The following is a 17,950-nucleotide window of genomic DNA, read 5'->3' as shown; positions in this document are numbered from 1 at the left end:
GGGGCCGCCGGGCGGCCCGGTCGGCATACTTGCCCGTCGGCGCGACGTGTTCATTCCCGCAGATGAGGAGCAGTCATGGCCGACCAGCCCACCGCTGAGAAGACCACCTTCCGGACGGTCTTCGAAGTGGGCCCCGACGCCCTGGCGCAGACACAGCGCATCGCCGACACCTTCCAGCACGCGATCGCCGGCCAGGCGACCGAGGGTCACGACCTCGGCGCGATCAGCCGCGCGGCGGGGACGCTCCCCGACAGCGCGACGGTCAAGATCATCCCCGGCTGGGGACTCCAGGAGACCGCCCCGGTCGGCGTCATGGTGCTCTCCCTCAGGGAGACCGTCCGCCAGGGACTGGGGCAGTCCTTCGGTAACCCGGCCTTCTGGGAAAAGACCGAGGCGGCGCTCGCCGACGCGTTCCTCGGCGGGGAGGTCACCGACGGCACCAGCTACTCCTGCAACCTGCTGTTCGCGCTCCAGGACGAGGAGACCGAGGGCTTCGTCCACGCCGTCGCCCTCTGCGCCGACGTGACCCTCGTGCCGGACGCCGGGAAGGCCCGCGCGCTCACCCTCGACGACACGGCGCGCTTCACGATCCGGCTGAACGCCCTCGGGGTGCGCCAGGCGCTCCAGCACCTCGGCTGACCCCGTCGGCACCCGACCACAACCGGGGGCCGGGGCGTGGCGCCATGCCCCGGTTCCTCGGGCGGTCGGGCCGGGATCGGCCGCGTACCGCCCACCGTCACCCGAGGTGCCGGGTACTCCCCGAAGTCCTGAGAAAAGGCATTCACCCGCCGGACTTGAAGCTGCCGCAGCGGCAGCTTCTACCGTTCCGACCAGGGCCGGAAAGGCCGGCCCTGGTGAAGCACTCGTGAGGGAGGCGGCGATGGCCTGGCCGACCGCGGAGGTGGCCCGGATGTCGGGCGTGACGGCCCGGACGCTGCGGCACTACGACGAGATCGGCCTGCTGCCGCCGGCCCGGATCGGCACGAACGGCCACCGCTACTACGAGGAGCGGCAGTTGCTGCGGCTGCAGCAGATCCTCGTGCTGCGGGCGCTCGGCCTGGGGCTGATCGAGATCGGCCGGATCCTGGCCGAGCAGGTCGACGAGCTCCAGGCGCTGCGCGGTCATCACCGCCGGCTGCTCGCCGAGCGCGACCGGCTCGACGCCCTGGCCGGCACCGTCGCCCGCACGATCACCGAACTGGAGCGGTCCAGAACGGACGGTACCCCCATGACCGGCATCAACCGACCGGAGAACCTCTTCGAGGGCGTCCGGCCCGACCAGTACGGACCGAACCTGCGGGAGTTCCCGGAGCTGGCCGCGGAGGTCGAGCGGTACACGTCGACGATGACCGAGGCCGAGGTCGAGGCCGGGCACCGGGCGCGTACCGCACAGATGGTCCGGCTGGCCGAGCTGATGGCCGCCGGTGAGCCCGTCGACTCCGACACGGTCCAGGCGCACATCGACGCCCAGTACCGGACCCTGGCCGGGATCCGCGAGGTCTCGCCCGAGGAGCACCGGGCCATCGGACGCGCCTGTGTGGAGAACGAGCAGTGGCGTGCCGCATACGAGGCGATCGCGCCGGGCCTGGCCGCGTACCAGCGCGACGCCATCGAGGTGTACGCCACCACCCGCCACAACTGAGCCGGAGGGGCTGTCGTGGAGTGGGCGGTCGTGGTGGGCGGCGCGCACCCACCGCGGCGGCTCTGACCGGCCCGTCGCGAGTACCACACGTCACCCCTTTCCGCCGCCGATTTCGCCCCAGATCGAATAGATGGTGCGACCGCGGCATCTGGTGAAAAATCCTGTCGCGACCGTCGTACGGCACCTCGCGCCGCATGCCGCCGGGTTCCTGTGCAGCGGTCACGCGGACCAGACCATCAGGGGGAGAACCATGCGAAAGATCACCAAAGCCGCCGCGCTGGTGTTCGCCGTCGGTGCGCTGGCCACGGTCGGTGCGACCGGCGCCAACGCCGCCCAGGCCGCGGGCAGCCTGCACGGCTGTCCGTCCGGGGCGGTCTGCGTCTACCCGCAGAACGCCGGGTGGAACGGCGACCGCCCGTCCCTCGCCTTCTACAGCTACGGGCCCCACAACCTCAGCAACCAGGTGGGGCAGCACTACGTCCTGAACAACCAGACCGGCGGCGCGACGGCCCGCACCTGCACCGGCTACAACGGGACGGGGGACTGCCAGGGTTACCTCTGGGCCGGCTACTACATCGACAAGGACCTGACACCGATCAACTCGATCCTCCTCGTCCGCCCGTAGTGCGTTGACCGCCGCACTGCGGTAACTGCCTTACTGCGCCCATGCGTTCCGTGGGGGCCGGACCTCTCCAAAGAGGTCCGGCCCCCACGTCCGCACGGCACGGCGCACACGCCCCGACGCCCTCTTGCGGCGGATCGCCGGGATGTAGTCCGCTGCCCCTCATGGGAAAGCCACCGCTCATGAGAAACAGGAGCATCGTCACGCTGCTCGCCGCCCTGGGTGCCGGAGCCCTCGTCCTGTCAGGGGCCCCGCAGCCACGGGCCGAAGCCGCCACCACCGCGCACGGCTCCAACTCCACGGCAGACCCGGGGCGTTCGTCCGCCGCACCAGGGCTCGATCACCTCGACACCGTGACCATCCCGGAGTTACAGGCGCGCATGGCGGACGGTTCGCTGACCTCGGCCGCGCTGACCCGGGCCTATCTGCGGCGGATCGCGACCGTCGACCCCACGATCCACGCGGTGCTGCGTACCGACCCGACGGCCCTGCGCCAGGCGGCCGCCAGTGACGCCAGGCACCGGCACGGCACCGCGCGCGGCCCGCTCGACGGCATCCCCGTCCTGCTCAAGGACAACGTGGACACCCACGACATGCCGACGACGGCCGGCTCGCTCGCGCTCGCCGGGACCCCGCCGGACCGCGATGCCGCCCTGGTGACCCGGTTGCGGGCCGCGGGAGCGGTGATCCTCGGCAAGACCAACCTCTCCGAGTGGGCGAACTTCCGCGCGCAGAAGCCGACATCGGGGTGGTCGGCGGTGGGCGGGCAGACCCACAACCCGTACGTCCTGGACCGGAACCCGTGCGGGTCGTCCGCCGGTTCAGCCGCCGCGCTCGCCGCGTCGTTGTCGCAGGTGGCGATCGGCACCGAAACGGACGGCTCGATCGTCTGCCCCGCCGGGATGAACGGGGTGGTCGGCCACAAGCCCACCCTCGGGCTGGTCAGCCAGGCCGGCGTGGTGCCGATCTCCGCCGAGCAGGACACCGCCGGGCCCATGGCGCGCAACGTGACCGATGTCGCGCTCACCCTCGCGGCGCTCAGCGGCGACGGCGGCGTGCGCCGCGGCGTGCCCGGCCGCTCCGGCGGACCCGGCGGTCTGCGCGGTAAGCGGATCGGTCTGTGGCGGTTGCCCTCGCTCGGGCCGCGGGTCGACGCCCTGATGACCCGTACGGCGAAGAGGCTGCGCACCGCGGGAGCCGTGGTCGTCGAGGTGACGCCGCCGTACCAGGGCCGGCTCGCCGAGCTCGAATTCCCGGCGCTGTTCAGCGAGTTCCACCGGGACATCGACGCCTATCTCGCCACCCGCCACGGGCCGCGGAACCTCGCCCGGCTCATCGAGTTCGACCGCGACCACCCGGCGGAACGCAGCTGCTTCGCCGGCCAGGAACTGTTCGAGCGGGCGCTCGCCGCGCCGCCCACCACCGACCCCGGATACCGGGCGCGGCGCGCCGAGTTGACGGACCTGTCCCGGCGTTCCCTCGACGAGACGATGGCCGCCCACCACCTGGACGCCATCGCCGCGCCGACGAACCCGCCCGCCTGGACGACCGATTGTGCGCGGGGCGACAACGACGTGATCCCGTCCTCCACCCCCGCGGCCGTGGCCGGCTACCCGTCCCTGTCGGTGCCCGCCGGATTCGTCGACGAGCTACCGGTCGGCCTGCTCCTGATGGCCGGCGGTCACCAGGACGCCGAGCTGCTGTCGCTCGGGGCCGCGGTGGAGCACCGTCTGCACGCCTGGCGAGCGCCGCGCTACCTGCCGTCGGTGGGCCCGGACAGCTCCCGGGGGTGAGCGGACCGAGGACGCCGCTCCGGTGCGGGCAGGGCACGGCGGTTGCGCCACCACGGCACGAGCTGGACCACGCCGAACGCCACCTCGACGAGGAAGAACGGCCACAGCACCCGCGGGGCCCCGTGGACCAGCGCGTACGCCTGCCAGGAAGCGAACAGCGTGCGCGCGGCGGCGTCGTAGAGTCCGTGCACCGGCAGCGGCCTGACCACGCGCAGCAGGGCCCAGACGACCACGACCGAACCCATCAGGTTCGCGAACAGGGTCTGCATCGGTTCGCGGGCCGGCATGGCGCCCAGCCCGAGCGCGGCGCCCCACGACGACAGCGCGCCATGCACCAGCGTGTACGTCCACGGGGTCGCGAACCCCGCCGTGACCACGAGGTCGTACCAGGCACTCGCGCGCACCACGCGCAGATAGGACGGGCGGGACGGGGCGGCAAGGGGTGTCACGGCGACTCCTGTTGTTCTCATGACCTGGTCCCATGACGAGGTCTCAGAACGCGGCCTCACGACGGCGTCGCCGCACGCTAAAGGGTGGAGTAGGCTCCAAGGTCAAGCCCACGACCTGACGGGGAGTCATGCTCATCGGGGAACTGGCCGCGCAGGCGGGCATGACCAAGGACACCATCCGCTTCTACGAGAAGCTCGGGCTCGTCACCGGCCGGCGGCTGCCCAACGGCTACCGCGACTTCCCGCCCGAGACCGTGGCCTGGCTGCTCTACGTCCGCACCGCGCAGACGCTCGGCTTCTCCCTCGCGGAGATCGGCCGGCTCGGCGAGGAACTGCGCGACGCACCGGACTCCGCGGAGGCACTGTCCGAGCTGTTCGCGGAGAAGATCGCCCTCATCGATGCCCGGATGGCCGAACTCGCCGCTCTGCGCGCCGACCTCGACGCCCGCGTCGGCACCGGCTGCCCGCTCCGGGCGGCCGGGCCGGCCGGCTGAGCGCCGCGCAGGAATTCCATGGTCGACTCCGTGCCGCGGCTCCTATGATGGCCGGATCTGACCACTGACGGCCAACTGCCGCCCTATCCGCGCCGCCGGGCCCACGCACCGCACGTCCGCCTGCGCAGGGATGAATGACTGCCGATCACATACCGCACACCTTCCAGGTCGATCTCCGCGGCCTGGTGGATCTGCTCTCCCACCACCTGTACTCCAGCCCCAAGGTCTATCTGCGCGAACTGCTGCAGAACGCCGTGGACGCCATCACCGCCCGCCACGCCGAACAGCCCGACGCGCCCGCCCGCGTGCGCCTGCACGCGGACGAACCAGGCGTGCTGCGGGTGGCGGACTCCGGGGTCGGCCTGACCGAGGCCGATGTGCACGATCTGCTGGCCACCATCGGGCGCAGCTCCAAGCGCGACGGCCTGGAGTCGGCCCGGGCCGGATTCCTCGGCCAGTTCGGCATCGGGCTGCTGGCGTGCTTCGTCGTCGCGGAGGAGATCCGCGTCGTCAGCCGGTCGGCGCGGGACGCCGCCGCGCCGCCCGTGGAGTGGACGGCCCGGGACGACGGCTCGTACACCGTGCGCACCCTGCCCGAGGACGCGCACCCGGAGCCCGGCACCACCGTGCACCTCACCGCCCGGCCCGGCGCCGCCGAATGGCTCACCGAGGCCCGGGTCACCGCACTGGCAAAGGACTTCGGCGCGCTGCTGCCCTATGACGTACGGGTCGGGGACGAACCGGTCACCGACCGCCCGGCCGTCTGGGAGCGCCGCCACCCCTCCCCGGCCGCGCGGCGCGTCGCCCTCGCCCGCCACTGTCACCAGCAGTTCGGCTTCACACCGCTCGACGCCATCGACCTCGACCTGCCGGTCGCGGGGGTACGCGGCGTCGCCTACGTCCTGCCCTCCGCGGTCAGCCCCGCGCAGCGTGCCGGGCACCGGGTCCACCTCAAGGGCATGCTGCTGACCGAGCGGGCCGACGAGCTGCTGCCCGACTGGGCGTTCTTCGTCCGCTGCGTCATCGACACCGACAGCCTGCGCCCCACCGCCTCCCGCGAGAGCCTGTACGCCGACGAGACCCTCGCGGCGGTCCGCGACGCGCTCGGCGCACGCGTCAAGGAGTGGTTCACCGGTCTCGCCGGCGGGGATCCCGAGCGGCTCGCACAGTTCCTCTCCGTGCACCACCTGGGCGTGAAGTCCCTGGCCCGACACGACCGGGACGTGCTGACCACCATGCTGCCGTGGCTGCCGTTCGAGACCACGGACGGGCAGCTGCCCCTGGAGGAGTTCGCCCGCCGGCACCCGGTGGTGCACTTCACCCGGACCGTCGAGGAGTTCCGGCAGGTCGCCGCCATCGCCGCCGCCCAGGGCATCGGCGTCGTCAACGGCGGCTACACGTACGACACCGAGCTCATCGAGCTGCTGCCGGAGGTACGGCCCGGCACGAACGTCGCCGAGCTCGACGCCGACACCGTCGCCGCCCACCTCGACCCGGTCGAACCCGCCGAGGAACTGGCGGTCTCCGGATTCCTCGGTGCCGCCCGCGGCAAGCTCGACCCGCTCGGTGTGGACGTGGTGCTGCGCACCTTCCACCCGGTGTCCGTCCCGGCGCTCCACCTCGACGACCGCTCGGCCCGCCAGGAACGCGCCCGGGCCGAGGAGGAGGCGCAGGCGGACGATTTGTGGGCCGGCATCCTCGGCAGCCTGCGCGGCAGCCAACCGCGCGCCCGGCTCGTCCTCAACCACCACAACCCGCTGGTCCGCAGCATCGCCCGGATCGAGGACCGGGAACTGGCCGGCACCGCCGCCGAGGCGCTGTACGGCCAGGCCCTGCTGATGGCCCAACGCCCGCTCCGGCCCGCCGATTCGGCGCTGCTCAACCGCGCGTTCCTGGAGCTGCTGCGCTGGGCCACGCACTCCGACGGCCAGGAGGAGGCCCGATGAACGCCGATGTCCGCAGGCTCCGCGAGATCGCGGAGATCCGCCGGGGGCTGGCGGACAACCTAGAGGCCCCCAACGGCCCGGCCCGCAACGGCCGCGCCGAGGAACTCGTGGACCGTGCCGAGGGGACCGGTGACCGGAAGCTGCTCCTCGACGCGCTCTTCGGGCTGATCAAGGGCTACCAGTTCAGCGCGGAGAGCGACAAGATGTTCGTGCCGTTCTCCCGGCTGCTGCGCATGTGGGACGAGGATCCCGGGGACTTCGACAGCTACGCCGTCTACCGGCTCCACTGGCGCTTCAAGTGGGTCAGCAGCGGCATGATCGACTACCCCGGCATTCCCCTGGACGCCATCCGCCGCTGGCTCACCGAGATGGCACACCGCTACCGCACGGCCGGGTACTCGATGCGCGCGGTCCGCGCCGCCGAGTTCCGCCTCGCCGAGCACCTGGGCGACGACGCCCTCGCCGGCCGGCTGCTGGAGGAGTGGATCGCCGCCGACCGCGACGAGATGAGCAACTGCCACGCCTGCGAACGCGACGCGCAGGGCACCTGGTACGCCGACCACGGTGACGACGCACGTGCCCTGGCCCTCTGGGCACCCGTGCTGGGCGGCGAATTCAGCTGCCGGGAGGAACCGCACCGCGTCCTCTCCGAATCCCTGCTGCCCCTGGTGCGTCTCGGGCGGTACGACGAGGCCCGCCACCACCATCTGCGCGGCTACCGCATGGCCCGCGGCAACGAGAGCCTCCTGCCGACCATCGGCCGGCACATCGAATTCTGCGCACTGACCGGCAACGAGGCCCGCGGCCTGGAGATCCTGGCGGAGCACACGGCACACCTCGACGCCGACGGGGAACTGCTCGACGGGCTGGACCTGCTGGCCCCGACGGCGCTGCTGCTGCGGAGGCTGGTGGCACTGGGCCACGGCGGCCGTCCCGTGCCCGCACCGGGCGGCACCACCCTCACCGTCGCCCGCCTCCTGGCGCGTACCGAGGCCGCGGCCACCGACCTGGCCGGGCGCTTCGACGCACGCAACGGCACCGATGCCGTCGGCAGCGGGGTGGCCCGGCGGATGGCCGGCACCCCGCTCACCGACCGGCTTCCCCTCGGTGTACGCGCCGCCCGGCTCGGCCCGCGCACCACCGTCCGCCCGGAGGCTGCCGCTCCGGATCCCGCTCCCGGGCCCGTTCCGGTCGAAGCGGAGGCGGCAGCCGAGGCCGCGGACGACGTCGACGCGCTGCTGGCCGAGGCCCGCCGCCTCACCCGGGCGCAGCACCCGGACGCCCGCGCCGCCTGGAGTGCGGTCGCCGACGCCGCGGAACGCACCGGCACCGAACTGGACGCGCGCGCCCGCGCCGAGGTGACGGACCAGGTGGCCATGGACGCCTTCGACGACCCGGACACGGCGATTCCGCTGTTCCGTACGGCCGCCGAGCGGTTCGAGACCGCGGGCGACCCCGGCGAGGCCGCCCTCTGCCGGGTGCGCGCCGCTTCGTGCGCCGCGGTCTCCGGACGTCCGGAGGGCTTCGCCGAACTCGACGCGATCTGCGGCACGTTGCGTGCGCTGCACGCCGAAGGCCGGGCCACCGCACGGCAGTTGACGGTGGCGTTGAACACCGCCGCCCGCACCCGCCTGGGTACGCTGCACGCGGCGCCGGACCCGGCAGCGGCCGCGGCGGCCCTGGAGGACGAGGTGCGCGCGGTGCTCGCCTTCGCCGAGCGGCACCGCGGCGAGGAGCGGATGCTGTCCGGCCTCGCCGACGCCACCTGCCTGCTGGGCAGTGTGGTCGAGGGGCGCGGCGACGCACCGGGGGCCGCCGAGCTGTTCGGCCGGGCGGCGGAGCTGTTCCACGAGGCCGCCGTGCCCTGGTACGCCGCGGAGGCCGAGGCCCAGCTGGCCGAGCTGTCCTTCCAGGAGGGAGATCCGCGGACCGCCGAGACATCCGCCCGGGCCGCTCTCCAACACGGCGGCGAGCTGCTCAATCCGGTCGGCGCCGCCCGCCTCCATCTCGTCCTCGCCGAGGCCCTGGTCGCTCTCGGTGGCGACGACGCCGAGGTGGCCGCCCACGCGCTCGACGCCACGCACTGGGCGGACGAGGCCGCCGACAGTGCCGGTCCCGGTGCCTGGGCGCGGCTGGTGCTCGGCGGTGCCCTCCGCCGCCTCCGGCGGTTCGGTGAGGCGGCGTCCGTTCTGGAGAGCGCCCTGCCCGACCTCGTCAAGCACCACCCCGAAGGCCGGGTCGTGCGGGCCCGCCGGTGGCTGGGCGAATGCCTCGACGCGACCGGCGACGCGCGGGCGGCGAGCGAACAGTTCCTGCTCGCCGCCGACCTCGCCAAGGGCTGGGACGGGCAGCGCGACCATGCCGCGCTCGCCCATCTCGCCGGTGACGCCCTCCACCGCGCCGGGCTGCACGAGCAGGCCAGCGCCGCCTACGCCCGTGCCGAGGAACTCTGGCGCGCCCTCGGGCAGCCGGACCGCGTGGCCCGCGCCGTGCGGGCCCGCGCGTGGCTCGCCCTGCGCGACGCGGAGAGCGGACCGCCGGTCGCCCGGGCCCTGTTGGCCACGGCCGAGCTGCTGCTCACCGAGGCGCTCGCCGCGTCGGCGGACGAGGAGCGGCGCACCCGGCTGCGGTGGGAACTCGCCGCCACCCACCGCCAGACCGCCGAGTTGCTGGTTGGTGCCCGCGCGTCCGAGCCCGGCGACCCGGAAGACGACGATGACGACGGTGACGGCGGGGCCGACGGCGGCACCGTACAGCGCGCCTACGAAGACGCCCTCGGCCATGTGGAGAAGGCCATCGCGGTCTACGCCGCCCTCGGCGAGGCCGGTCGGCGCGAGCACAACTCCGCCCGGCTGAGGGCCGGTTGGCTGGAGGCCGACCTCGGCCGCCACTCCGCCGCCCGCGCCCGGGCCCGTACCGTCCTGGACGACTACGGCGACGCGGACGGGACGGCGGACGGGGACGCGGACGGCGAGCGGAATACCGTGCAACGGCACCGGGCGGACGCCCGGGCCCTGCTCGACCGGGTCGGCTAGGCCGCCGGGCCGGCTACTTCGCCTTCTGCGCCTGCGCCACGATCTTCTTGGTCAGGCCGAGTCCGGCGGAACCCTTGTCGCCGGACTGGACGTTGTAGAAGGTGGTGATCACGGTGTTGCCGACCCGGGACGCCACCAGGGTGGTGCCACCTTCCCACTCGGGGGCGGTGAGGACGGCCTTGAGGGTCTGGTCGCCCATCTTCGGAACGGTGGTGGTCTTGATCGTCACCGCGGCGGTGGTGCCGTTGGACTTGTCCGTGAAATGCGCGCAGTGCTGCAGGACCTGGCCCAGGCGCAGCATGACCGTTTGCGCGTCCTTGCCCCTGAAACTGTCGACCTCCTGATTGAACTCCTCCTGGGAGGCGTTCGCGAAGTCGCCCTGGGCGAAGGCGGCGCTTTCCAGACCGGCGGTCTGGATCCAGGCGCTGGCCTCCAGCTTCGGGCAGGCCCCGGCCAGGTTGAGCGGCGCCTTCGACGAGGCGGGCGCGAAGGCGGTCCCCGAGTCACGGGTGGCCTGCGGGTCGGCCTTGTAGCCCTTGGGCAGCTCGCCGACCGGAAGCAGCAGGGCCTTCAGCCGGGTGCCGTTGAGCAGGCCGGCATTCGGTCCGCCGGCAGCGTTCGAGGACCCCTTGTGGCCTGCGGACGCGCCGGACGACGGGTGGTCGGAACCGCCGGACGAACAGGCGGCGAGGGCGAGCGGCAGCACGGCGGTCGCGGCGACCGCCGTCAAGGCACGACGAAGCTTCATGAAGCCTTCTTCTGGATCAAGAAAGGAAGTGAGGAAATCACGACGAGCCGTCGCGGTATGGGGGTGCGCGGTGCGGCAGGCGCTGATCGTAAGGCTGAGCGGCCATGCCGCCCAGTGATCCGCCGTTGCCCGGCCATTGGCGACCGGAGAACCGGAGGGGAAAATTCCGTTAAACCGGGCAGTTGCCCTTGAATTCCGAGAATTTCCTATGGTGAATGTCACGCCGGGGTGGCTCCCGGCTGCGTCGGCGGGGCCGACGGTGCGCGGTGCAGGTGCTGCAGGCCCGCAGCGAGAGCGAGCAGACCGCCGGCGCCCGGTCCCTCGGGTGGCGGTGGGCTTCGCCCACGCGCCCGGTACGGCAGCGGCGTTGCGCGCTCCCGATCCCACCGCCGTATTGCAGCCCCGCACCCAAGCGATCCGGCGGGACTCCGGGGTCGACTTCGTCGCCGTACTCAGCCCCACCGGCCCGCTACACCGACCCCGTGCCGTCGCTGATCGGCCACCCGGCCTCGGGTGACTGGGCACGGGCGCTGCACGGGGAGTCGTTCACGGAGAAGTTCACCGGCGCACCCCGCGACGCGATCCGCGCGGTGGTCCCGGTGACCGACGCGCGCGGTGCCGTGGTGGGTGTGGTCACCGCGGGCGTGCAGATCACCACGGTGTCCGAAGCGGTGAACCGGGAGCTGCCGCTGCTCGGGGGCGCGGTGGCCGGGGCGCTCGCCCTGGCCGTCGGCGGCGCGGCACTGGTGAGCCGGCGGCTGCGCCGGCAGACCCACGGCCTGGGGCCGGCCGAGGTGACGCGCATGTACGAGCACCACGACGCGGTACTGCACGCCGTCCGGGAAGGCGTGCTCATCGTCGGCCCCGACCGGCGGCTGCTGTTGGCCAACGACGAGGCCCGGCGGCTGCTGGAACTGCCCCGGGGCGCCGAACAGCGCGACGTCCGCGACCTGGGCCTGGAGGCCCACTTCACCGACCTGCTGGCCTCCTGCCGGGAGGCGACGGACGAGGTCCACCGGGTGCACGACCGGCTGCTCGCCGCCAGCTGCCGCCCGACCGGCCCCCACGGCGGCAGCGTGGTCACCCTGCGGGACACCACGGAGCTGAAGGCCGTCACCGGACGCGCCGAGGTCGCCCGGGAACGCCTCCAACTGCTCTACGACGCCAGCCTGCTCATCGGGACCACACTGGACGTGACGCACACCGCCTAGGAACTGACGCAGGTGGCGGTGGAGCGCTTCGCGGACGCCGTCACGGTCGACGTACCGGAGTGGGTGCTGCGCGGCGAGGAGCCCGGTGCGCAGGCGCCGGGGGAGATGCGGCGCGCGGCAGTTGCCCGGACGCCCGGGGTCGCCGCGGTGCCGGCGGAGACCGTTGCCTTCGTCCGCTCCGGAACCGATCCCCACGTCCTGCTGGTGCCCGATCTGGAGGTCGCGAGCGGCTGGCGGTCACGCGCACCGGAGCCGGCCCGGACCCTCCTCCGCAGCGGATTCCGGTCCCTGATCACCGCCTCCCTGCGAGCCGGGGACGCGGAACTGGGCGTGGTGCACTTCTGGCGCACCGGCGAGCGCGCCCCGTTCGAGGGCGATGACCGCTCGGCGGCGATGGAGCTGGTGGCCCGGGCCGCCCTCTGCATCGACAACGCCCGCCGCTACACCCGCGAGCACGCCACGGCCGTGGCCCTCCAGCGCAGCCTGCTCCCGAGCGATCTGCCGCGCCCGGACGCCGTCCAGGTCGCCCACCGCTACCTGCCGGCCCGGGCCGGCGTCGGCGGCGACTGGTTCGACGTCATCCCGCTGGCGGGGGAGCGCGTCGCCCTCGTGGTGGGCGACGTGGTGGGTCACGGGCTGCACGCCGCCGCCACCATGGGCCGGCTGCGCACCGCGATCCACAACTTCGCCGGCCTCGACATGCCGCCCGACGAACTGCTCAGCCACCTCGACGAACTCGTCGACCGGATCGACCGCGACGAATCCACCGACACCGAGGCGATCACCGTCACCGGAGCCACGGTCCTGTACGCGATCTACGACTCGGTCTCCGGGCAGTGCACCATGGCCCGGGCCGGCCACCCACCACCGGCGCTGGTCTTCCCCGACGGCACCGTCACGATCCCGGACGTTCCCGCGGGCCCACCCCTCGGCCTGACCCAACTCCCCTTCGAGAGCAGCGAACACCACCTCCCCGAAGGCACCCGCATCGTCCTCTACACCGACGGCCTGATCCGCAGCCGCGACCGCTCCCTCGACACCGGCCTGACCCTGCTGCGCCGCGCCCTCGCCGGAGCCGCGGACCGGAACGTCGATGAGATCTGCGAGGACGCCTGCCGCACCCTGCTCCCCGCCGAGCAGGAGGACGACATCGTGCTGCTCGTCGCCCGCACCCGGCGACTGCCGGCCGCCCAGGTCGCCCACTGGGACGTGCCCCACGAGCCGTCCGCCGTCGCGCCGGTCCGCACCGCCGTCAGCGCGAAACTCGCCGAATGGGGCCTGGAAGAGACCGCCTTCACCACCGAACTCGTCCTCAGCGAACTCGTCACCAACGCCATCCGGTACGGCACCCCACCGGTCGCCGTCCGCCTCCTCCGCGACCGCACGCTGACCTGTGAGGTCTCCGACGGCAGCAGCACCGCACCGCACCTGCGCTACGCCGCCACCACGGACGAAGGCGGCCGCGGCCTGTACCTGGTCGCCCACCTCGCCGATCGCTGGGGCACCCGTTACACCCCCGAGGGAAAGATCATCTGGACCGGGCAGCACCTCAGGTGAGGAGCCGGAGGGCGGGGGCCCGCTCGCTGGTGGCCAGCGGACGGGCGCAGTGGCTGCAGGCGTCCGGTACCGGCCTGACCATGTTGGTCTGCGTGCTGAACGCTCCGGACCGTCCGGCCTGCGGGCAGTGGTACCCGAGGTGCAGGCGGACCCACGGCGCACGCGTCAGCGCGGTCGACGCCCGGTCCCGCTTCGCGTCGTGGAACGGCGCCCACCAGTAGTCGACGACGGCCCGCAGCGTCGTCCGGTGCCGCTCGGTGGTGACGTCGAAGGCCGCGATCCGACCGGCAGTGGGATGGCCCGGGTACTCCTCGTCGCCCGAACAGAGAGCGTGTTCCTGCCCGCCCTCGAAGGTGGTCGTGCGCCTGGTGCGCCCGCAGATGAAGCAATCCAGGCTCAGCTGCACTTTCTTCTGCCAGTGCAGGTTGTGAAAGTCCTCGTCCCGCGGGGGGTTGGTCAGTTCGGCGGTGATCTCCACGCTGCGCAGCATCCGGCGATCATGCCAGGGCGCAGGGGCGACCGTCTCGCTCATGGTGCGGCCGGCGGCGGCTTCCGAGGTGACGTCAGGGTGAGCCGGGTCTCACCGGGCCGGGCCCTCTTGCTTATGCAACGAGTTGCATAGAAGGATCGGGGCATGGCGCTCGAACACGCGATCCTCGTCTCGCTGCTGGAGCGGCCGGGCTCCGGTTATGAGCTGTCCCGGCGCTTCGAGCGGTCCATCGGATACTTCTGGACCGCCACCCACCAGCAGATCTACCGCGTGCTCAAGCGCATGGAGAGCGACGGCTGGATCGACGTCCGCGAGGTGCCGCAGCAGGCCCGGCCGGACAAGAAGGAGTACTCCGTCGCCGCCCGCGGCCGGGCCGCCCTCTCCGAGTGGCTCCATGAGCCGATCGAACCCGAGAGCGTCCGGCACGACCTCGCGGTGAAGATCCGCGGCGCGGCCTTCGACGATCCGTCCGCGCTGATCCGTGAGGTCGAACGGCACCACCGGGCGCACAGCGACCGGCTCGCGCACTACCTCGCGGGCGAGCGCCGCGACTTCACCGGGCCCGACGCCCCCGCGGCACCCGACGCCGGACAGCAGCTCCAGCACGTGGTGCTGCGCGGCGGCATCGCCTACGAGCGGATGACGCTCGACTGGCTCGACGACGTCCTCGCCACCCTCCGCCGGCTCGGCACGGCACCACCGTCCGCCGACCCGGCCCCGTAACCACACCCCTCAACCACCGACCCCCGGAAGGCAACCCTCCATGGCCGACCAGCTGCTGTTCAACCCGCGCACCTACGACCCGGCGCACTTCGACCCCGAGACCCGCAGGCTGCTGCGCGCCACCGTCGACTGGTTCGAGACCCGCGGCAAGCGCAAGCTGATCGAGGACTACCGCTCCCGCGCCTGGCTCGCGGACTTCCTCGCGTTCTCCGCGAAGGAAGGGCTGTTCGCGACCTTCCTCACCCCGGCCTCGGCCGCCGGCGAAGGGCAGCAGGACAAGCGCTGGGACACCGCCCGGATCGCCGCGCTCAACGAGATCTTCGGCTTCTACGGGCTCGACTACTGGTACGCCTGGCAGGTCACCATCCTCGGACTCGGCCCGGTCTGGCAGAGCGACAACGCCGCCGCCCGCACCCGCGCGGCCGAACTCCTCGACCAGGGCGAGGTGTTCGCCTTCGGCCTGTCCGAGAAGGCGCACGGCGCCGACATCTACTCCACCGACATGCTGCTGGAGCCCGACGGTGCCGGCGGCTTCCGCGCCACCGGCTCCAAGTACTACATCGGCAACGGCAACGCCGCCGGCCTGGTCTCCGTCTTCGGCCGCCGCACCGACATCGAGGGCCCCGACGGCTACGTCTTCTTCGCCGCCGACAGCCGCCACGAGGCGTACCACCTGGTGAAGAACGTCGTCGACTCCTCGAAGTACGTCAGCGAATTCCGCCTGGAGAACTACCCGGTCGGCCCCGACGACATCCTGCACACCGGCCGCGCCGCCTTCGACGCCGCCCTCAACACCGTCAACGTCGGCAAGTTCAACCTCTGCACCGGCGCCATCGGCATCTGCGAGCACGCGATGTACGAGGCCGTCACCCACGCCCAGAACCGCATCCTCTACGGCCGCCCGGTCACCGCCTTCCCGCACGTGCGCCGCGAACTGACCGACGCCTACGTCCGGCTCGTCGGCATGAAGCTGTTCAGCGACCGCGCCGTCGACTACTTCCGTTCCGCCGGCCCCGACGACCGCCGCTACCTGCTCTTCAACCCCATGACGAAGATGAAGGTGACCACCGAGGGCGAGAAGGTCATCGACCTGATGTGGGACGTGATCGCCGCCAAGGGCTTCGAGAAGGACACCTACTTCGCCCAGGCCGCCACCGAGATCCGCGGCCTGCCGAAGCTGGAGGGCACCGTCCACGTCAACCTGGCGCTGATCCTCAAGTTCATGGGCAACCACCTGCTCGCCCCGGCCGAGTACCCGCCCGTGCCCACCCGCCTCGACGCGGCGGACGACGCGTTCCTCTTCCGCCAGGGGCCGGCCCGCGGCCTGGGCGCCATCCGCTTCCACGACTGGCGCGCCGCCTACGACGCCCACGCCCACCTCCCCAACGTCGCCCGCTTCCGCGAACAGGCCGACGCCCTCTGCGAGTTCGTCACCACCGCCGCACCCGACGAGAAGCAGAGCCGCGACCTGGACCTCCTCCTCGCCATCGGCCAGCTCTTCGCCCTGGTCGTGCACGGCCAGCTGATCCTGGAGCAGGCCGAGCTCACCACCCTCGACGAGGACGTGCTGGACGAACTCTTCGCCGTCCTGGTCAGGGACTTCTCCGCACACGCCGTCGAGCTGCACGGCAAGGACTCCGCCACCGAGGCACAGCAGGCCTGGGCCCTGGGCGCGGTCCGCCGCCCGGCCGTCGACGACGGCCGCTCGGCACGCGTCTGGGAGCGGGTGGAGGCGCTGGCCGGGGCTTACGAGATGGCTCCGTAACACCAACGTGCCTACGTGGCAGGTCAGCTGACTGCGCATCAGGCCCGGCCGGCGTTCGAGGACGCCGGCCGGGCCGCACTGCTGACGGTGCACCTCTCCGCACCCCCCCCATGGCCCGGGCCGCCGTCCCGTCCGGATACTGAGTGGCATGGCTCTCTACGACACGCTCGGGGCGACGTACGGCCGGACCCGGCAGCCCGACCCGCGGATCGCCGCGCGGATCCGCGCCGCGCTCGGGGACGCCGCGGACGTGATCAACGTGGGAGCGGGCACCGGCTCCTACGAGACACCGCACACCGTCCTCGCGGTCGAGCCCAGCCAGGTCATGCTCGCCCAGCGCCCGCCCGGCTCCGCGCCCGCCGTGTGTGCGGTCGCCGAACACCTCCCGCTGTCCGACGACGCCGCGGACGCCGTCATGGCGCTGCTGACCGTCCACCACTGGACCGACCTGGCGGCCGGGATCGCCGAACTGCGCCGGGTCGCCCGCCACCGCATCGTCATCCTGACCTGGGACCAACAGGTCTTCCGCGAACGGTTCTGGCTCGTCCGGGACTACCTCCCGCAGGCCGCCGCCTTCGACGACGCCCGCGCCATCCCGATCGACGACCTGGTCGCCCTGCTCGGCGGCGCGCGCGTGGAGCCCGTTCCGGTCCCGCACGACTGCACCGACGGGTTCGGCGCCGCGTACTGGCGACGCCCCCACGCCTACCTCGACCCGCAGGTGCGTGCCGGCATCTCCCTGCTCGCCCAGACCGGAGAGGACGCCCTCGCCCCCGGCCTGGCGGCGCTCGCCGATGACCTGGCGACCGGCCGGTGGCAGGAACGCCACGCCGACCTGCTCGCCCGCGACGCCCTTGACGTCGGCTACCGGCTGCTGGTCGCGGACTACTGACGCACCGTCCGCTGCTCCCATTCGGCCCTGGTCAGGGCGTACTCGACCTCGCCGTGCTCGGAACCGGGGATGGCGTCGGGCCAGTCACCGACGTAGGTGCGGACGTGGCGCAGGCCGGCCTTCTCCATCACCCGTCGTGAGGCGGCGTTGACGGCCATGGTGTTCGCGGTCACCCGCTGCACGCCGAGTTCGGTGAATCCCTTGCGGATCAAGGCCCGAGAGCCCTCGGTGGCATAGCCGTGGCCCCAGGCGGCCCGGCGCAGGCGGTAGCCGAGCTCGACCACGGCCGGGCCGTCCTCCTCGACGGGACGGAACTCGAACCAGCCGAGGAACGCCCGGGTCTCCTTGGCCTCGGCGGCCCAGTAGCCGACGGTTCCGGTCGCCGGGAAGGAGTGCCGCAGGCGCGGCAGGTGCTCGGTGCGGATCGTCTCGCGCGGCGTCGGCCGCCCGCCGTTGAGGTACCGCATCACCTCGGGGTCGCCGTCCAGCTCGACCAGCCGGTCCACGTCCCCTGCGGTGAACGGGCGCAGCGTCATCCGCGCGGTCTCCAGGAAGGTGCTCATACGCTCCTCGTGCGGCTGCT

General features: G+C 72.7%; 14 protein-coding genes and 1 pseudogene. 11 read left to right on the top strand and 4 right to left on the bottom strand.

Annotation, left to right across the window (positions count from 1 at the left end):
• Positions 1-75: 75 nt before the first annotated feature.
• The 4 genes from V2J85_RS03485 (at position 76) to V2J85_RS03470 (ending at position 4,057) form a co-directional block, all read left to right on the top strand.
• The gene (locus V2J85_RS03485; RefSeq protein WP_261953155.1) at positions 76-639 is read left to right on the top strand and encodes a Type-2Aa cytolytic delta-endotoxin; all 564 of its coding nucleotides are present in this window, start codon (positions 76-78) and stop codon (positions 637-639) included.
• A gap of 241 nt (positions 640-880) precedes the next feature.
• On the top strand, positions 881-1,642 hold the full coding sequence (locus V2J85_RS03480) for a MerR family transcriptional regulator (RefSeq protein WP_330820584.1): 762 nt from the start codon (positions 881-883) through the stop codon (positions 1,640-1,642).
• 250 nt (positions 1,643-1,892) lie between these two features.
• Positions 1,893-2,267 carry a hypothetical protein gene (locus V2J85_RS03475; protein WP_261953157.1) on the top strand — a complete coding sequence of 125 codons (375 nt, stop codon included), beginning with the start codon at positions 1,893-1,895 and terminating at the stop codon, positions 2,265-2,267.
• A 179-nt stretch (positions 2,268-2,446) separates the two neighbouring features.
• Positions 2,447-4,057: an amidase family protein gene (locus V2J85_RS03470; RefSeq protein ID WP_261953158.1), complete on the top strand. Its 1,611-nt coding sequence runs from the start codon at positions 2,447-2,449 to the stop codon at positions 4,055-4,057.
• On the opposite strand, the gene V2J85_RS03465 is transcribed toward V2J85_RS03470, so the two are convergent.
• A complete protein-coding gene (locus V2J85_RS03465) occupies positions 4,018-4,527 on the bottom strand; it encodes a hypothetical protein (RefSeq protein WP_410011186.1) in 510 nt (169 codons plus the stop codon). The genes V2J85_RS03470 and V2J85_RS03465 overlap by 40 nt on opposite strands.
• 107 nt (positions 4,528-4,634) lie before the next feature.
• Between V2J85_RS03465 and V2J85_RS03460 the strand changes: the two genes are divergently transcribed.
• From V2J85_RS03460 to V2J85_RS03450, 3 genes are all read left to right on the top strand, one after another.
• Entirely contained in the window at positions 4,635-5,000 is a 366-nt protein-coding gene (locus V2J85_RS03460; protein WP_261953160.1) for a MerR family transcriptional regulator, read from the top strand.
• A 134-nt stretch (positions 5,001-5,134) separates the two neighbouring features.
• Positions 5,135-6,946: an HSP90 family protein gene (locus tag V2J85_RS03455; RefSeq protein WP_261953161.1), complete on the top strand. Its 1,812-nt coding sequence runs from the start codon at positions 5,135-5,137 to the stop codon at positions 6,944-6,946.
• Positions 6,943-9,981: a tetratricopeptide repeat protein gene (locus tag V2J85_RS03450; RefSeq protein WP_330820583.1), complete on the top strand. Its 3,039-nt coding sequence runs from the start codon at positions 6,943-6,945 to the stop codon at positions 9,979-9,981. Before V2J85_RS03455 ends, V2J85_RS03450 begins: the two co-directional genes overlap by 4 nt.
• Before the next feature lie 13 nt (positions 9,982-9,994).
• Here the strand turns inward: V2J85_RS03450 and V2J85_RS03445 are convergent, their stop codons facing one another.
• A complete protein-coding gene (locus V2J85_RS03445) occupies positions 9,995-10,729 on the bottom strand; it encodes a hypothetical protein (protein ID WP_330820582.1) in 735 nt (244 codons plus the stop codon).
• Between the two features lie 215 nt (positions 10,730-10,944).
• On the opposite strand from V2J85_RS03445, the pseudogene V2J85_RS03440 reads away from it, so the two are divergent.
• Positions 10,945-13,497: pseudogene (locus V2J85_RS03440) on the top strand (SpoIIE family protein phosphatase).
• On the opposite strand, the gene V2J85_RS03435 reads toward V2J85_RS03440, so the two are convergent.
• A complete protein-coding gene (locus V2J85_RS03435; RefSeq protein ID WP_261953164.1) occupies positions 13,490-13,987 on the bottom strand; it encodes a hypothetical protein in 498 nt (165 codons plus the stop codon). The pseudogene V2J85_RS03440 and the gene V2J85_RS03435 sit on opposite strands and share 8 nt — an antisense overlap.
• A 144-nt stretch (positions 13,988-14,131) precedes the next feature.
• Here V2J85_RS03435 and V2J85_RS03430 point away from each other — a divergent pair, with 144 nt between their 5' ends.
• The 3 genes from V2J85_RS03430 (at position 14,132) to V2J85_RS03420 (ending at position 17,367) form a co-directional block, all read left to right on the top strand.
• The gene (locus V2J85_RS03430; protein ID WP_261953165.1) at positions 14,132-14,710 is read left to right on the top strand and encodes a PadR family transcriptional regulator; all 579 of its coding nucleotides are present in this window, start codon (positions 14,132-14,134) and stop codon (positions 14,708-14,710) included.
• A 40-nt stretch (positions 14,711-14,750) separates the two neighbouring features.
• A complete protein-coding gene (locus tag V2J85_RS03425) occupies positions 14,751-16,475 on the top strand; it encodes an acyl-CoA dehydrogenase family protein (RefSeq protein WP_261953166.1) in 1,725 nt (574 codons plus the stop codon).
• Between the two features lie 148 nt (positions 16,476-16,623).
• The gene (locus tag V2J85_RS03420; RefSeq protein WP_330820581.1) at positions 16,624-17,367 is read left to right on the top strand and encodes a class I SAM-dependent methyltransferase; all 744 of its coding nucleotides are present in this window, start codon (positions 16,624-16,626) and stop codon (positions 17,365-17,367) included.
• Here V2J85_RS03420 and V2J85_RS03415 read toward each other — a convergent pair.
• The gene (locus V2J85_RS03415; protein ID WP_330820580.1) at positions 17,361-17,930 is read right to left on the bottom strand and encodes a GNAT family N-acetyltransferase; all 570 of its coding nucleotides are present in this window, start codon (positions 17,928-17,930) and stop codon (positions 17,361-17,363) included. The two genes, V2J85_RS03420 and V2J85_RS03415, sit on opposite strands and share 7 nt — an antisense overlap.
• Positions 17,931-17,950 lie beyond the last annotated feature (20 nt).

The organism is Streptomyces bugieae, from assembly GCF_036352915.1.
In the GTDB taxonomy this organism is placed as follows: Bacteria; Actinomycetota; Actinomycetes; order Streptomycetales; family Streptomycetaceae; genus Streptomyces; species Streptomyces endophytica.
This window is presented reverse-complemented; position numbering and strand designations above follow the sequence as displayed.

Bases quoted from the DNA above. Each gene is read 5' to 3' on its own strand.
- V2J85_RS03430 (WP_261953165.1), top strand. From the start codon at position 14,132: ATGGCGCTCGAACACGCGATCCTCGTCTCGCTGCTGGAGCGGCCGGGC.
- V2J85_RS03465 (WP_410011186.1), bottom strand. From the start codon at position 4,527: ATGAGAACAACAGGAGTCGCCGTGACACCCCTTGCCGCCCCGTCCCGC.
- V2J85_RS03445 (WP_330820582.1), bottom strand. From the start codon at position 10,729: ATGAAGCTTCGTCGTGCCTTGACGGCGGTCGCCGCGACCGCCGTGCTG.
- V2J85_RS03460 (WP_261953160.1), top strand. From the start codon at position 4,635: ATGCTCATCGGGGAACTGGCCGCGCAGGCGGGCATGACCAAGGACACC.
- V2J85_RS03435 (WP_261953164.1), bottom strand. From the start codon at position 13,987: ATGCTGCGCAGCGTGGAGATCACCGCCGAACTGACCAACCCCCCGCGG.
- V2J85_RS03470 (WP_261953158.1), top strand. From the start codon at position 2,447: ATGAGAAACAGGAGCATCGTCACGCTGCTCGCCGCCCTGGGTGCCGGA.
- V2J85_RS03450 (WP_330820583.1), top strand. From the start codon at position 6,943: ATGAACGCCGATGTCCGCAGGCTCCGCGAGATCGCGGAGATCCGCCGG.
- V2J85_RS03485 (WP_261953155.1), top strand. From the start codon at position 76: ATGGCCGACCAGCCCACCGCTGAGAAGACCACCTTCCGGACGGTCTTC.
- V2J85_RS03480 (WP_330820584.1), top strand. From the start codon at position 881: ATGGCCTGGCCGACCGCGGAGGTGGCCCGGATGTCGGGCGTGACGGCC.
- V2J85_RS03455 (WP_261953161.1), top strand. From the start codon at position 5,135: ATGACTGCCGATCACATACCGCACACCTTCCAGGTCGATCTCCGCGGC.
- V2J85_RS03415 (WP_330820580.1), bottom strand. From the start codon at position 17,930: ATGAGCACCTTCCTGGAGACCGCGCGGATGACGCTGCGCCCGTTCACC.
- V2J85_RS03420 (WP_330820581.1), top strand. From the start codon at position 16,624: ATGGCTCTCTACGACACGCTCGGGGCGACGTACGGCCGGACCCGGCAG.
- V2J85_RS03475 (WP_261953157.1), top strand. From the start codon at position 1,893: ATGCGAAAGATCACCAAAGCCGCCGCGCTGGTGTTCGCCGTCGGTGCG.
- V2J85_RS03425 (WP_261953166.1), top strand. From the start codon at position 14,751: ATGGCCGACCAGCTGCTGTTCAACCCGCGCACCTACGACCCGGCGCAC.